Origin of the sequence: Winogradskyella sp., from assembly GCF_013213835.1 — a bacterium.
Classification (GTDB): domain Bacteria; phylum Bacteroidota; class Bacteroidia; order Flavobacteriales; family Flavobacteriaceae; genus Winogradskyella.
In genome coordinates, this window is record NZ_JABSSU010000010.1 from 79179 (window position 1) to 93932 (window position 14754).

Consider the following 14754-nt stretch of genomic DNA (forward strand, 5'->3'; position numbering starts at 1 on the left):
TTTTATAAACACTATTTTATATCTCTTCGGCTAATTTTATGGCTTTAGTTAATGCTCCTAATTTATTATATACTTCTTGTAATTCATCGGCTTCATTAGATTTGGAAACAATTCCAGCACCTGCTTGCCAATGCAACTTATGGTTCTTACTGAGAAAAGTTCTAATCATTATTGCATGATTAAAATTACCTGCAAAATCCATAAACCCAATCGCACCACCATAATATCCTCTATTGGTTTTTTCATATTTATCAATTAGCTGCATTGCCATATGTTTTGGTGCACCACTTAAAGTGCCTGCAGGGAAAGTGTCAGCAACGACTTGCATTGTTGTTGTGTTTTTATGCTTTTGTCCAGTTACTTTACTTACTAAGTGAATGACATGCGAAAAAAACTGAACTTCTCTATAGTTGTCTACTTGTACATTATTTCCGTGTCTACTTAGGTCATTTCTAGCAAGATCTACAAGCATAACATGTTCACTGTTTTCTTTTTCGTCGGCAATGAGTTTTTTAGCTAATTCTGCATCTTTTTCATCATTACCTGTGCGTTTAAATGTGCCAGCAATTGGATGAATTTCAGCTTTACCTTCACTTACGATTAATTGTGCTTCTGGAGAGCTGCCAAAAATTTTAAAATCACCATAATCAAAGTAAAATAAGTATGGGGAAGGGTTTATACTGCGTAGTGCTCTGTATACATTAAATTCATCACCTTTAAATCCTTGCTCAAACTTCTTTGAAAGTACTAACTGAAAAACATCACCTCTTGCACAATGTTTCTTTCCAAGCGCAACATGATCTTTATACTCTTCATCTGTTAGATTAGATGCTATTTGACCTTCACTGTTAAATGTGTAAGAGGCAAATTGTTTGTTTTGAATAAGTTGAAGAATATCTTCAATATTACTTTCAATATTAAAACAATGTGCAAATATGTAAGCCTCATTTTTATGATGATTTATGGCAATAATATTTTGATAAACTGAATAAAAGATATCTGGAATTGAAATTGAATTTTTTTTATTGGTAATTTCAATATCTTCAAAATAACGTACGGCATCATATGCTGTGTATCCGAAAATACCATTATTGATAAATTTGAATTCCTTATCAGAGTTTACCTTAAACCGTTTCGTAAACTTGTGAATTTCTTCAGTGACATTTGTACTGTTTATGTTGTTGCTCTTGGTACTACCATCAGGAAAGCTTTGTTCTATCTTACCATTTTCTATTTTAATCGATGCAATAGGGTTGAAACAGATGTATGAAAAACTATTATCATTAGCATGGTAATCACTACTCTCTAGTAGGATGCTGTTTGGGTAATGATCCCTTATTTTTAAATAAACACTAACAGGTGTTATAGTGTCTGCAAGTATTTGCTTATAATTTGTATATAGACTAAAAGTTTTCATGTTTTGCTATAAAATTGAAAAAAGGCTTGTCGTGAATGACAAGCCTTTTTTGTATTGTTAAAATAATAAAGGGTTACTTCACGAAATATGAGTTTCGAAAGTTCCACCACCAATTATTTGTTTTTGTAAAATTCATACAAGTCAAAGATAGAAATGATAATTTTTATTTTCAAGCAAATCAATTAATTTTTTGTTAATTCTTAAATATCTCTATAAATCGATTAATATTTTTATGGCATGAGACGAATTTTATTATTACTCAGTCTTCTTTTGTTTTCTTGTAAGAATGATGTCTCTGAGACTATTCAAGAAACAAATTTGGCAAAAGAGATTGATAAAAAGACTGGCATTGTTGATGTTTCTGATATTGAATTAGAAATTTATGATTATGACGGATTAGAACCAATTATCAATAAAAAAGACAATAAGATACATGTTGTGAATTTTTGGGCGACGTGGTGTGGTCCTTGTGTGAAAGAATTACCGTATTTTGAAGATATGAATAAGAAATATAAAGCTGATAATGTAGAAGTGTTATTGGTAAGTTTAGATTTTCCGAATAAATATGAATCACAGTTGAAGCCTTTCATTAAAAAGTACGACTTAAAATCAAAAGTTGTTGCCTTTGATGATACCAATCAAAACCGCTGGATTCCCGCAATAAATAACGATTGGTCAGGTGCTTTGCCTGCAACAATTATATATAATAAAAGTAAAAGAAAGTTCTATGAACAATCTTTTACTAAAGAAGAATTAGAAAAAGAAATACAACAATTTTTAAATTAATACACAATGAAACATTTAAGACTTTTAGCGGTACTAGTGTTAGCAATAACGCTTTCGGCATTTACATTAAAACCTGAAAATCCGGGTTATAAGGTTGGTGATATTGCCACAGATTTTAGCCTAGAAAATATTGATGGCAACATGGTTTCTCTATCTGATTATAAGGATGCAAAGGGCTTTATCGTTGTATTTACCTGTAATACATGTCCTTATGCAGTTGCTTATGAAGATAGAGTAGAAGCATTAAATAAAAAGTATGCCTCAAAAGGTTATCCGGTTATAGCGATCATGCCAAATAATATTGAGGTTAAGCCTGGTGATAATATGGAATCTATGAGAGCTAGAGCTAAAGCAAAAGGATTTACATTTCCGTATTTAATGGATAAAGGACAAAAAATATATCCTCAGTATGGGGCAACTAAAACACCGCATATCTATATCCTTGAGAAGACAAGTAAAGGAAATGAAGTAAAGTATATCGGTGCTATTGATGATAATTACAAAGATGCCTCACAGGTCAATGAAAAATACGTCGAAGATGCTGTTGATGCATTATTGAAAGATGAAGAGGTTAAAGTTAAAGAGACAAGAGCAATCGGATGTACGATTAAAGTTTAAACTTTCTTAAAACAGAAATATGTTAAAAATTAAATCCGATGTGTAACACTTCGGATTTTTTTTCGTCTATCTCATAAAGAAATGTTAATTTTGTTTATCTAAATTATTGATTATGGCAGATTTATCGCAAAAAGATTGGACAAAACAATTAGAAGAGGACAATAATGCGATTATTTTAGATGTTAGAACACAGGAAGAAGTAGATAGGGGAATTATCCCTAATGCCATCCATATAGACATATTTAAAGGTCAAGGTTTTATTGATGAGGTTGAGCAGTTAGATAAGTCTAAGAATTATTATGTGTACTGCAAATCTGGCGGAAGAAGTGGGCAAGCTTGCAGTGTCATGAACCAGTTAGGTTTTGATAATGCTTATAATCTGGTAGGTGGAATTATGGATTGGTCTGGAGAAATCATTCAATCAAAATAAATATGAAGAAATTACAATCAATTATTTGTCTTATTGGGCTGCTAGTTTGTTTTACAAGCTGTCTTGATAAGTCAGAAAGCGATGAAATTAAATTAGTTACTGCAGACGAAATGCAATCTATTTTAGAAATGGAAGATGTGCAATTAGTCGATGTGCGTACACCTGAAGAATATCAAGAAGTGAGAATAGCAAATGCTCAAAATATTGATTTTCTTTCTCCAACCTTTGATGAGGATATAGAGAAGTTAGATAAGGAAAAGCCTGTAATTTTATATTGTAAAGGAGGACATCGCAGTGCAAAATGCGCTAAAAAAATGAAAGAAGCTGGCTTTGAAAAGGTATACGATTTAGAAGGTGGCATTTCTAAATGGGAACACTCAGAAAAATTAAAAATTGAAGTAAAATCCTAATAGTATTCAACCGAGCACAACGCTCGGTTTTTTTATTCCTTAATTCTTCACTTTTTATTCTTAAGGATTTTATAAATTAGGCGACTGATTAAAGCAAATATTTACATTTGCTATCTAAGATTTAATTTATGGTATTTAAAAAATCACTTCTTTTTTGCTTAGCTCTTTTAGCTTTAAGTTTTAAAATACACTCACAAGTATTTGAACCAGTAAAATGGGAAACGACTGTTGAGAAGATTTCAGATGAAGAGTACGATTTAATCTCAACGGCTACTATAGATGCTGGTTGGCACTTATATTCTCAAAATGTACCAGATGGCGGTCCAATTCCAACAACGTTCACGTATGTAGAAGATTCAGGTTTTGGTTTAAAAGGTAATACTGAAGAAGCGAAAGGACATACAGTAGATGACCCTGTTTTTGGAATGAAAGTAACCTTTTTTGAAAACAAAGCACAATTTAAGCAACGCATAACATTGGTGAATAAAGAATTATCGCTAGTTAAAGGTGAAGTTGAGTTTATGGTATGTGATGACACCAAATGTTTGCCACCAAATTATGTGGATTTAGTTTTTAAAATACCAGCTCAGAGTGAAGATTTAGCTACAGATAAAATAGCGTCATCAGGTTTGTTTGAAGTAGATTCGTCAGGATTAAATCAAGGCATAGTTAATCCAGTAACGTGGAGTACAGCAGTAGAGAAAATATCTGATAATGAATTTGTTTTAGTATCTACAGCATCTATTGAAAAAGGCTGGAAATTATACTCGCAAAATGTACCTGAAGGTGGACCAATACCAACAGAGTTTAATTATGAGATAGTTGAGGGTTCAGAATTGGTAGATAAGACATCTGAAGGAAAAGGGAAAGAGGTTGAGGATAAGATATTCAACATGAAGATTAAGTTCTTCAAGGATAAAGCGGAGTTTAGACAGGTAATAAAGATTACGGAACCTAATCTAGCAAATCTTAAAGGTGAGGTAAGTTTTATGGCTTGTGATGATAGGCAATGTACGTCACCAACCTATGTAGACTTAATTTTTGATTTAACGAAAACTTCAGTTGCTGAAGCTTCGGATATTTCAGAGAATGATTCTTCAAAAAAGGATTCAGAAAGAGGATTATGGTCTATCTTTTTTGTTGCGTTTCTCTCAGGGTTCTTAGCCTTATTAACACCATGTGTGTTTCCTATGATACCAATGACAGTAAGCTTCTTTATAAAGCAGAGTGAATCTAAAGCGAAAGGTGTTAGAAATGCAATAATTTATGGGTTATCAATTATTGTTATCTATGTTTTATTAGGTACCATAATTACAGCCATTTTTGGTGCAGATGCTTTGAATGCTCTCGCTACTAATGTTTGGTTTAATCTCATTTTCTTCTTGCTCTTAGTGGTATTTGCAATCTCATTCTTAGGTGCTTTTGAAATTGTTCTACCAAACTCATGGGCAAATAAAGCAGATAGACAAGCGGATAAAGGAGGACTTATTGGTATATTCTTTATGGCATTAGCATTGGCTATTGTTTCTTTTTCTTGTACTGGGCCAATTGTAGGTACAATTTTAGTAGAAGCAGCTTCTAAAGGTGGTGTTGCGCCAGTAATAGGTATGTTAGGGTTTTCAACTGCAATAGCATTACCATTTGCATTATTTGCTGCATTCCCAGGTTGGTTAAATTCATTGCCAAAATCTGGAGGTTGGTTGAATACGGTAAAAGTTGTTCTAGGGTTTTTAGAATTAGCATTAGCCTTTAAATTTCTATCCCAAGCAGATTTGGTATTACAACTACATTTCCTAGAACGTGAAGTCTTCTTAGCCATTTGGATAGCAGTATTTGGTGCATTAGCCTTATACCTATTTGGAAAAATTAGACTACCTCATGATTCACCATTAACTCATATTTCGGTAGGAAGATTAATGTTAGGATTAGTAACCTTGTCATTTACAATATATATGATTCCAGGACTTTGGGGTGCGCCATTAAATTTAATAAGTGCATTTCCACCGCCAATGGATTACAGCGAATCACCATATGGTGTAGGAAATTCTAAAGGTGGCGGATCATCTTCAAATAGTCATGCAGATTTACCAGATGGAGCGCATTTGTTAGCACCGCATGATATACTTGCATTTAATGATTATGATAAAGGTTTGGCTTATGCAAAAGAAGTCAATAAACCTGTGATGATTGATTTTACGGGTTGGGCATGTGTTAATTGTAGAAAGATGGAACAGAATGTTTGGGCGAAAGATAAAGTTCTAGGAATTTTAAAAAATGATATTGTACTGATTTCACTATATGTTGATGATAAAAGACCTCTTGAAGAAGATGAAATCACGGAGTCTCAATTAAGACCTGGAAAAAAGTTAAGATATATTGGTCAAAAATGGAGCGAGTTACAAACCGTAAAATATAAGACTAATACACAACCTTTTTATGTGTTAATGGATCATGATGAAACTAATCTTCTAGATCCAGTTGGTTACACACCTGATGTCGACGATTATCACGATTGGTTAAAAGAAGGTATTGGCACGTTTAAATAAACTTTATTTTTCAAAATAAACTTGTTCAAAAGGTACTCTAAAGCGTGGACCATAGATGCCTTTATCATCTCTTATACCACAACCAATAACCATATTTACCTCAGCACTTCGAGGTAAATCTAGTACTTGTTTGACTCTTAAGGTATCACTGCCTTCCATAGGACAAGTATCATAGCCAATGGCCGCCATACTAGTCATAAAGTTTTGCGCTGCCAAACCTGCACTTTTATGAGCAACAATACGCATATCACTCTGTCGTACTTGTCTGTAGACAGGTTTAAAGAGGCCAATAACTTGAAATACCATAAATTTAATGTAACCAAGTATCCCTAAAAAATCGAAATAAATAGTAGGAATTAGCTTTGTATAATAACTCAAAGCCATTTTTTTACGTTTGATTTCACGTTCTGTTAGGTCTTCTTTGTCAAATACTTTATTCAGAAAATCGATATTGGCTTTAGCACGTTTTTTCCATAAGTCTTTCCTTGCTACAACAACTACTAATTGTTTTGCAGTTTTTGCAGCACTTTGATTAAAACATGCTTGTGCTAGTTGTTTTAAAGTTTCAGGATTAGTGACATGGTAAAATTCCCAGAGTTGAAGATTACTACTTGTTGGTGCTAAGGATGCATTTACCAAACACTGTTTTACTTTTTTTGTGTCTAGAACATCCTCTTTATAAACTCTTGTAGAACGTCTGTAAGCAATAGCTTCTGAAACTGTTTTTTCCATATTTAAATTTTGAGTTAAACAAAATACAAGATTAGATTATAATAATAAATTCAATTTTCAATTTAAAGCTTATCTTGAGCTTCATAATGAAAAACGAAACCATAGATTATATCAATATAGGTCTTATAATTTTAGCGTTTGTTATAGCTGTATTTTTACCTTTTGAGCTCTTTTTGTTTTCATATGCTTTTTTAGGACCATTACACTATCTCACAGAGATTAATTGGTTAGATGATAAAAACTATTTTTTAAAATCGAGAAATCAAGTATATCGTGTTTTTATCATGATAGCGTGCTCGGTGGCTGCCTTTCCTTTTCTTCGTTATATAGATAATGATTTTATTCAATTGTTAAGTTCTAAAAAGTCTATTATTTTCTTTACGCTTTTTGTCTTTTCTGTAGGGTTACTTTTTATTACTAAGTTAAAACAGTTGTTTGTCGTATTTTTAGGAAGCATTATAATAGGGTTGGTATGCTTTCTTCTTGTGCCTAAAATTGTTATAGCAATGGGCATGTTTCTTCCAACTTTGCTTCATGTTTATGTATTTACATTACTTTTTATGATATATGGCATGCTTAAGAGTTATTCTAAAGCAGGAATTATAAGTGTAGTTTTATTGATTGCGGTTCCTGTGGTATTAATTTTTATAGATATTGTGCCTTCTACATATAAAATTTCAAAGTTTACCGAAGATACTTTCATTAAAAGTGGTTTTTTATCACTTAACACTACAGTTGCTGGACTAATTGAAGAGATAGATAAATCTAAGATTGCACTAACGACTTCGGTAATTGTAAAAGTACAAGTATTTATTGCCTTTGCGTATACCTATCATTATCTCAATTGGTTTTCAAAAACATCTATAATAGGATGGAAGAAAAGCATCACAACTACAAGGATGAAATATATTATTGGAATCTGGTTATTTTCTGTTGGAATTTACCTTTATGATTACAGTACAGGTCTTTTTGTATTATTCTTTTTAAGCCTTTTACATGTATTTTTGGAGTTTCCATTGAATGCCGTAACCATAAGAGAGGTTTTAAAAGCTTTAGCTAGGGTAAAGAATTAAGAATTCACAAACGATTTGAACATGTCCTGTACATTAAAGAACATGTTCAAATTACTTGCAAAATGATGTATATGTTATTTGGACTTTAAAAGTTTAAAGGCATGATTCCATTTGTTGTCTCTAAATCCTGGGATACACCATAAAATACATAACTGTTCAATTACGTTACTGGCTTTTGCTGTGCCCATATCTTCAGCTTCAAAACCAAACTGTTCTACAATCTCGGCAACTTCACTTTTTGCATCTGTATTATTACCAGCAATAAACATTGTTGGTTGACTTTCAAATTCTGGGTTGACCATAAGAGCACTTCCAATAGTGTTGAATGCTTTCACAAAGTTAGCTTCCGGCACGATATCTTGTAATTCTTCCATTAAGGATTTATCCTTTTCAGTGAAAAATTTTAATACACCATCTTCTGGTGCAACATCCGAAATAGGGTTTGTGGCATCTATAATCGTTTTATTCATCAAATCTTTTTTGTCTAAAGATTTTATAACATCTTTTGCTGCTGTACCTTTAGTTGCAAGTATTAAAATATCCCCAAATTTTGCAGTTTCGTCAACACTTCCTAGTTGTGCATTTTCCCCTAATTGGTTTTTCCATTCTGAGAGTTTATCTGTATTTCTGGTGCCGAGCATAATGTTGTGGTTGTATTTTACAAAACCTTCACCCAATGATTTTCCTACTGTACCAGAACCTATGATTCCTATTCTTTTCATCATTTTAGTTTTTATTGATAATTTTTTTTACCAGGCAATAGTTTGACCTAAATGTTCAAACTGAGCTGTTTTTTCAGAAGTGTCAAGCGCTAAATCTACAATTGTTCTAGCGCCTTGTTTTACTGTAAGTGGTGCATGCTCAGTACCTAAGTCTGTCTGTACCCCACCTGGATGCGCAGAGTTTACTTTTATCTTATCGTTCTTTAAAGCTGCTGCTAAGTGAATGGTATAAGAGTTAACCGCTGCTTTTGAGGCATTATAAGCAAATGGTTTTACTTGATAATAATCAGACTTTGGATTATTTGCTTCTTCTAAAGAACCTAATATACTCGAAACATTTACGATGTTTCCTTGCGCACTTTTCTTAATAAGTGGTACCAATTGTTGTGTAAGGTCAACAAGACCAAAGAAGTTTGTTTCAAAGGTATTTCGTAAGATGTCTTGTGTTAAGGAATTTACACTATCCGCATCCCAACTTTCTTTAGCATGAATCATCCCAGCATTGTTTACTAAAATATCGAGCTGGTCATAGTTCTCACTAATGGTTTTTACAGCATCTTTAATGCTGTCTGCACTTGCCACGTCCAATTGAACAAATTCGGCGTCAATGCCTTCATTTTTCAACTGTGATACGGCGTTGTTTCCACGTTCTTCATTTCGTGCACCTACGAGCACTTTAATTCCATTTTGTCCTAATTCTTTCGCAGTTTGGTATCCTAAACCTTTGTTTGCGCCTGTTACTAATGCTACTTTTTTCATAATTTGAATATTTATTTTAATGTTTGTACATACAAATAAGTATGTTTCAATTTTTTTACTGCTCTATCATGGTGTAAGCTTGATGTATGTCGTCAGTTAATTTATCTGCTACTTCTTTTCCCAGTATGTCTGTGTATTGACGGTATAAACTTTGCCACGCAGTTTTTAAAACTGGTCTTAGTGCCAAAGCATTTTCAGTAGGAAACACTTCTGTAGCACGACCTTTAGATTTACGCTCTAGTAAACCACGATATTCCATTTTTTCTATAAGACGAGTTACAGTAGATGGTGTAAGTTGCATTTGGCAACTTATGGCTTTTGGTTGTATACCTGGTGATTCATTAACAGTCATAAGTAAAAAAGCATATGAAGTAGATAAACCAGTAGGTGCAAAAGCTTCATCAGCCATTTTAGTCATTACACGTGCAAACGCATTTGCAGAATGGTATAAACAATTACAATATTTTGATTTGGTGCTTTCCATGATTGAGTGTACAAATATAAAAAAATGTTTGTACATACAAATAAAATAATTTTTAAATAAATTTAATTTTAAAAAACTAGGCTAAATACAGTGCCTTCTCCTTCAATACTTTTTACTAAAATTCGACCTTTATGAAGTAGCATAATTTGTTTACAAAGACTCAGGCCAATCCCACTGCCAGTAGCTTTACTGGTAAAAAATGGTACAAAGATATTTTCTAAGATATCTTGAGGAATTCCAGAACCGTTGTCATAAATTTTAATAACAATATCTCTATTTTTATTTTGTGTAGCTTGTACTTTTATTTGGGCATCTTCTTTGTGCTTGCAAGCGTCAACAGCATTCAATAATAGATTTATAAGAACTTGCTCAATAAGATGTGTGTCAATATCCAACTCTAGTTTTGGCCCAGAAATAGTGAAGTCTATTTCAATATTTTTAGCTTTTATTGAAGGTGCCATTAATAACTGAATATTATTAAATAGCTCTGATATTCTTACTCTTTCTAAGTTGAGATTTGTGACCTTACTTAAACTACGGTAAGTCTTGGCAAACTTTAATAATCCTTCGCTTCTATTTTTTATGGTTTTAATTCCGGAATTTAAGTCCTCAAGCTCAAGATTAGATGCATCAGGGTTTTCTATTGCCAATTGCAAATTTGATTGTAAAGTGTCCGCTAATGAAGAAATTGGTGCTATGGAATTCATAATTTCATGTGTCATAACACTCAATAATTTCTTCCATGATTCTGATTCATTTTTGTTTAAGGTATCATCAATGTTTTGTATTACTATTAATTTGAAAGCATCTTCTTCAACTTGAAAAATGGTGTCTGATATTAAAATCTTAAGATTTTCGTTTTGAAGTGCTACAGATATTGAATTTGGTGTTCTGTAATATGTTTCAAAAATAGTACTGAATAGTTCTGGTTTTCTATTCTCAACAAACCTGATGTTTTTAAATGAAGGCAAATCTAAAATCTCACCAAAAGAATCGTTAGACCAAAGTACATTACCGTCATCTAAATTAAATGCGATAATGCCAATATCTACCATTTCTAAAATTTTCTGGAGATAAACATATTGCGCTTGGTTTTGAGAGTTAATTTCTTTTATGGTTCTGTTAATTTCATTGAAACCTTTATATAGAAATCGAATATCCTTAGGACCTCTATCTTCAGGAAACCATCTTGAAAAATCTCGGTATTTGACGGCTTCAAAAAAATCATCCATAGCCACAAATCTTCTTTTAACAAAGGTGTAAGTATTTATAATAAGATAAACAATACTTAAACCAACAAGCACTAAATAAGTGGTCATATCATTGTTAATAAGGTAAACGAGACCAAAAATAAGGCCAATTAAAAGCGCGATTCTAAAGTATAATCTAAGTATGTAGCCTTTATAGTTCATACTTTTCTAATCGACGGTAAAGTGCAGCTCTCGTAATTCCAAGTTCCTTTGCAGATTTAGAAACGTTGCCTTTGTGTTTTTCTAACACCATCTTAATGGTGTTTTTCTCAACATCATCTAAATTAAGACTTGTTGATTCAATAGGCTTTGATGTGGTTGTGCGTTCTATAGTGGAAAAAACTAAATCCTCAGGTTTTAAAACATTACCATCTGTCATTATTACAGCACGTTCTAGAACGTACTGAAGTTCTCTCACGTTGCCAGGAAAGTCATGCTTTTTAAGTTTTGAAATAAATCCTGAATCAAAAGAAAATGCACTTTTATTGTATTTTTCAGCATAAACAGCAACAAAGTGATGTGCCAATTCCGTAATATCAGTGCCACGTTCTCTAAGCGGAGGAATTGTAATATCAACAGTATTAATTCTGTATATAAGGTCTTTTCTAAACTTTTTTTCGTCTGCAAGAGACTTTGGATCTTCATTAGTTGCACATATAAGTCTAATATCAATAGGGATAGCTTTGTTTGATCCTAATGGATTCACTTCTCTATTTTGTAAAACAGTGAGAAGTCTTACTTGCTGTCCTAGCGAGATATTTCCAATTTCGTCCAAGAATAAAGTGCCGCCATTCGCCGCTTCAAAACGACCTTGACGATCTTCATTGGCACCTGTAAACGCCCCTTTTTTATAACCAAAAAGTTCACTTTCAAATAACGTAGAGGTTAATGCTCCAACATCAACCTTTATAAACGGTTTGTGTTTTCTATTTGAATTATCATGTAATGCTCTTGCAATTAGATCTTTTCCAGTGCCGTTTTCACCTAAGATTAGAACATTGGCATCTGTAGGTGCAACTTTTTTAAGTTTCACAAACACATCATTCATAGAATCACTACTACCAATAATTTCAATGCTATTAGATGAAATATTTTGCTTAGTTTTTGAACTGGATTTTTTACTGCCGATTATTGAGCTGATGGTCTCTACAAACTTTTCATTCTTCCACGGTTTCATCAAAAAATCTGACGCACCTTCTTTTAGACTCCGTATGGCAAGATCAATATCAGCATATGCGGTCATCAAAATAACAGAAAGCTCAGGTTTTAATCTCTTTATTTCATTCAACCAAAAAATACCTTCATTTCCTGTATTCACTAATCCACTAAAATTCATATCTAGAATGACAGCATCTAACGAATATTTATTAAGATGAGAATGGATATTATTAGGATTTTTTTCAACGATAACCTCTTTCACTAATGGTTTAAGGAGTAATCGTAATGCATTAAGAACATCTGCGTCGTCGTCAACCACTAATATGCTTGCATTTTTTAAAACCATGAATACAATATTACGATTTTATTTTAAGGTCAAAAAGCTAATAATATTAAAAGTGTATATGATGTTGTAAGTGTACATTATCGTACATAAAGTGTATCAAAAACGGACACTTTCATCTTGGTTAAAATTAGTAAATATCTAAAAAACAATAAGTTATGTTTTTGGCATCATCTTGACTATATCATTACTGTCAAATTAAAAAATAAAATGGACGTACCAATTCAAAAGAAAAAATTTTCAAAACAAAAGTTAGGTCTCATTGGAGGAATAATTGCAATTGTAGCTTTAATTGTTTTTGTCATAGTACAGACTTCTGGCGGTTCTAAGTTAAATGTACAGAAAGAGCGTTTATCTGTGCATACGGTTTCAAAAGAAGTATTTCAAGAAAACATTCCAGTAAGTGGTACCATTTTACCAATTACTACAATTTATTTAGATGCTTTAGAAGGTGGTAGGGTAGAAGAAAAGTTTGCAGAGGATGGTGCAATGCTTAAAAAAGGAGAACCAATCTTAAGACTTTCTAATACAGATTTAGAATTAAGTTTGATCAATCAAGAAACTTCAGTATATAATTTATTGACTCAAATGCAGATTTCTCAAAATCAAGCACGACAAAATACTATCAACCGACAGAACCGATTTACGGATGTTGAGAATAATCTTATAGAAGCAGAGCGCGTTTATAATCTGAACAAACGTCTTTATGACAAAGGAGCCATTGGAAGACAAGACTTTGAATCTTCAAAAAATAGTTTCGAATATCAAAAAGAACTTATGGTATTGGCAAAACAAGTTCTTTCGGAAGATTCTATATCTGCTAAACTTGAAATTAAACAAGCTCAAGACTCGTATGCAAGAACACAAAGTGCCTTAGAACTTATGCGCAAGAAAGTTGGAGATTTAGTAGTAAGAGCACCAATTGATGGTCAATTAACTTCATTAGACGCTGAGATAGGACAATCGATTAACAAAGGTACTCGATTAGGACAAGTTGATGTAACAACAGGTTATAAAGTAAGAGTTGATGTAGATGAGCATTACATCTCCAGAATTTATTCTGGTCAATCAGGCACGTTTAAGTTGAATGGTAAGAGTTACACACTAATAATTAAAAAGGTTTTCACACAGGTTACAAACGGACGTTTTCAGGTTGATATGGTTTTTGAAGGTGAAACGCCTCAAGGTATAAGAAGAGGTCAAAATCTACAAATTCGATTGGCATTGAGTGCTGAAAAGGAGGCACTATTGGTAGCAAAAGGTGGATTCTTTCAAAAGACTGGCGGTAATTGGATGTTTAAAGTTAGTGAAGATGGAAGCTCGGCATATAAAGTAAATGTAAGATTGGGAAGTCAAAATACAGAATACTTTGAAGTTCTTGAAGGACTGAACCCAGGTGATAAAGTTATAACGTCTAGTTATGATTCTTTTGGCGAAGTTGAAGAACTGATACTTAAGTAGTGTGAAGTAGATAGTAAATAGTGTAAAGTTTAATTCAAAATAGAATAGTAAATAATAACCAATAGAGCTAAAAGCTAAAAGCCAAAAGCTAAATAAAAAATAAATACAATGATACAGATTACGGACTTAGAAAAATTCTACAGAACAGAAGAAGTTCAAACCATTGCGTTAAACAAATTATCCTTTGGAGTTAAAGAAGGTGAATTTGTGGCAATTATGGGACCTTCAGGATGTGGTAAATCCACCTTGCTTAACATCATAGGTTTACTAGACGACCCAGATGGTGGAAGTTTTAAATTTAATGGTGAAGAGGTTTCAGGTTATAATGAACGTAAGCGTTCAGATTTACGTAAACATAATATTGGTTTTGTGTTTCAAAGCTTTAATCTGATAGATGAGCTTACGGTATTTGAAAATGTAGAATTACCACTCATTTACACAGGAGTAAAGCCGTCGGAGCGTAAGAAACGTGTTGAGGAAGTTTTGGAGAAAATGCAAATAATGCATCGAAGAAACCATTTTCCACAACAATTATCAGGTGGTCAGCAACAACGTGTAGCCGTAG

Annotated in this window: 15 protein-coding genes; 8 read left to right on the plus strand and 7 right to left on the minus strand. The window is 32.7% G+C overall.

Translation table 11 applies throughout. The features are described 5' to 3' along the window. Positions 1–16: 16 nt before the first annotated feature. Positions 17–1417, minus strand: a complete 1401-nt coding sequence (locus HRU50_RS14200; RefSeq protein ID WP_296351767.1) for an anthranilate synthase component I family protein — start codon at positions 1415–1417, stop codon at positions 17–19. Positions 1418–1654: 237 nt separating this feature from the next. Between HRU50_RS14200 and HRU50_RS14205 the strand changes: the two genes are divergently transcribed. The 5 genes from HRU50_RS14205 to HRU50_RS14225 all read left to right on the plus strand — a co-directional run bounded on the left by HRU50_RS14205 (position 1655) and on the right by HRU50_RS14225 (position 6207). Continuing rightward, positions 1655–2203: a TlpA disulfide reductase family protein gene (locus HRU50_RS14205; RefSeq protein ID WP_296351768.1), complete on the plus strand. Its 549-nt coding sequence runs from the start codon at positions 1655–1657 to the stop codon at positions 2201–2203. A 6-nt stretch (positions 2204–2209) separates the two neighbouring features. After that, a complete protein-coding gene (locus HRU50_RS14210) occupies positions 2210–2821 on the plus strand; it encodes a thioredoxin family protein (RefSeq protein WP_296351769.1) in 612 nt (203 codons plus the stop codon). Between the two features lie 112 nt (positions 2822–2933). After that, entirely contained in the window at positions 2934–3251 is a 318-nt protein-coding gene (locus HRU50_RS14215; protein WP_296351770.1) for a rhodanese-like domain-containing protein, read from the plus strand. Positions 3252–3253: 2 nt separating this feature from the next. Next, complete coding sequence (locus HRU50_RS14220) at positions 3254–3661, plus strand: rhodanese-like domain-containing protein (RefSeq protein WP_296351771.1); 408 nt, start codon at positions 3254–3256, stop codon at positions 3659–3661. Between the two features lie 128 nt (positions 3662–3789). Further along, on the plus strand, positions 3790–6207 hold the full coding sequence (locus HRU50_RS14225) for a protein-disulfide reductase DsbD domain-containing protein (RefSeq protein ID WP_296351772.1): 2418 nt from the start codon (positions 3790–3792) through the stop codon (positions 6205–6207). A 3-nt stretch (positions 6208–6210) separates the two neighbouring features. On the opposite strand, the gene HRU50_RS14230 is transcribed toward HRU50_RS14225, so the two are convergent. Beyond that, positions 6211–6939, minus strand: a complete 729-nt coding sequence (locus HRU50_RS14230) for a nitroreductase family protein (protein WP_296351773.1) — start codon at positions 6937–6939, stop codon at positions 6211–6213. An 86-nt stretch (positions 6940–7025) separates the two neighbouring features. Here HRU50_RS14230 and HRU50_RS14235 point away from each other — a divergent pair, with 86 nt between their 5' ends. Beyond that, a complete protein-coding gene (locus tag HRU50_RS14235; RefSeq protein ID WP_296351774.1) occupies positions 7026–8012 on the plus strand; it encodes a hypothetical protein in 987 nt (328 codons plus the stop codon). Positions 8013–8086: 74 nt separating this feature from the next. On the opposite strand, the gene HRU50_RS14240 is transcribed toward HRU50_RS14235, so the two are convergent. The 5 genes from HRU50_RS14240 to HRU50_RS14260 all read right to left on the minus strand — a co-directional run bounded on the left by HRU50_RS14240 (position 8087) and on the right by HRU50_RS14260 (position 12731). Continuing rightward, the gene (locus HRU50_RS14240; protein ID WP_296351775.1) at positions 8087–8737 is read right to left on the minus strand and encodes an NAD(P)-binding domain-containing protein; all 651 of its coding nucleotides are present in this window, start codon (positions 8735–8737) and stop codon (positions 8087–8089) included. Between the two features lie 24 nt (positions 8738–8761). Then, positions 8762–9493 (minus strand): SDR family oxidoreductase, encoded by a 732-nt coding sequence (locus tag HRU50_RS14245; RefSeq protein WP_296351776.1) that lies wholly within the window; start codon positions 9491–9493, stop codon positions 8762–8764. Between the two features lie 55 nt (positions 9494–9548). Then, entirely contained in the window at positions 9549–9977 is a 429-nt protein-coding gene (locus tag HRU50_RS14250; protein ID WP_296351777.1) for a MarR family transcriptional regulator, read from the minus strand. Between the two features lie 68 nt (positions 9978–10045). Next, positions 10046–11389, minus strand: coding sequence for a HAMP domain-containing sensor histidine kinase (locus tag HRU50_RS14255; protein ID WP_296351778.1), 1344 nt, complete (start codon positions 11387–11389; stop codon positions 10046–10048). Further along, positions 11379–12731: a sigma-54 dependent transcriptional regulator gene (locus HRU50_RS14260; RefSeq protein WP_296351779.1), complete on the minus strand. Its 1353-nt coding sequence runs from the start codon at positions 12729–12731 to the stop codon at positions 11379–11381. The genes HRU50_RS14255 and HRU50_RS14260 overlap by 11 nt, the downstream gene beginning before the upstream one ends. Before the next feature lie 207 nt (positions 12732–12938). Here HRU50_RS14260 and HRU50_RS14265 point away from each other — a divergent pair, with 207 nt between their 5' ends. Together HRU50_RS14265 and HRU50_RS14270 are read left to right on the plus strand one after the other, a co-directional pair. Then, positions 12939–14189 carry an efflux RND transporter periplasmic adaptor subunit gene (locus HRU50_RS14265; protein WP_296351780.1) on the plus strand — a complete coding sequence of 417 codons (1251 nt, stop codon included), beginning with the start codon at positions 12939–12941 and terminating at the stop codon, positions 14187–14189. 108 nt (positions 14190–14297) lie between these two features. Further along, positions 14298–14754: ABC transporter ATP-binding protein (locus HRU50_RS14270; protein ID WP_296351781.1), on the plus strand; the 457-nt coding region annotated here is incomplete at its 3' end.

Coding starts and splice junctions, on each gene's coding strand:
- HRU50_RS14225 (WP_296351772.1), top strand. CDS start 3,790: ATGGTATTTAAAAAATCACTTCTTTTTTGCTTAGCTCTTTTAGCTTTA.
- HRU50_RS14240 (WP_296351775.1), bottom strand. CDS start 8,737: ATGATGAAAAGAATAGGAATCATAGGTTCTGGTACAGTAGGAAAATCA.
- HRU50_RS14235 (WP_296351774.1), top strand. CDS start 7,026: ATGAAAAACGAAACCATAGATTATATCAATATAGGTCTTATAATTTTA.
- HRU50_RS14255 (WP_296351778.1), bottom strand. CDS start 11,389: ATGAACTATAAAGGCTACATACTTAGATTATACTTTAGAATCGCGCTT.
- HRU50_RS14220 (WP_296351771.1), top strand. CDS start 3,254: ATGAAGAAATTACAATCAATTATTTGTCTTATTGGGCTGCTAGTTTGT.
- HRU50_RS14265 (WP_296351780.1), top strand. CDS start 12,939: ATGGACGTACCAATTCAAAAGAAAAAATTTTCAAAACAAAAGTTAGGT.
- HRU50_RS14200 (WP_296351767.1), bottom strand. CDS start 1,417: ATGAAAACTTTTAGTCTATATACAAATTATAAGCAAATACTTGCAGAC.
- HRU50_RS14250 (WP_296351777.1), bottom strand. CDS start 9,977: ATGGAAAGCACCAAATCAAAATATTGTAATTGTTTATACCATTCTGCA.
- HRU50_RS14230 (WP_296351773.1), bottom strand. CDS start 6,939: ATGGAAAAAACAGTTTCAGAAGCTATTGCTTACAGACGTTCTACAAGA.
- HRU50_RS14260 (WP_296351779.1), bottom strand. CDS start 12,731: ATGGTTTTAAAAAATGCAAGCATATTAGTGGTTGACGACGACGCAGAT.
- HRU50_RS14205 (WP_296351768.1), top strand. CDS start 1,655: ATGAGACGAATTTTATTATTACTCAGTCTTCTTTTGTTTTCTTGTAAG.
- HRU50_RS14215 (WP_296351770.1), top strand. CDS start 2,934: ATGGCAGATTTATCGCAAAAAGATTGGACAAAACAATTAGAAGAGGAC.
- HRU50_RS14245 (WP_296351776.1), bottom strand. CDS start 9,493: ATGAAAAAAGTAGCATTAGTAACAGGCGCAAACAAAGGTTTAGGATAC.
- HRU50_RS14210 (WP_296351769.1), top strand. CDS start 2,210: ATGAAACATTTAAGACTTTTAGCGGTACTAGTGTTAGCAATAACGCTT.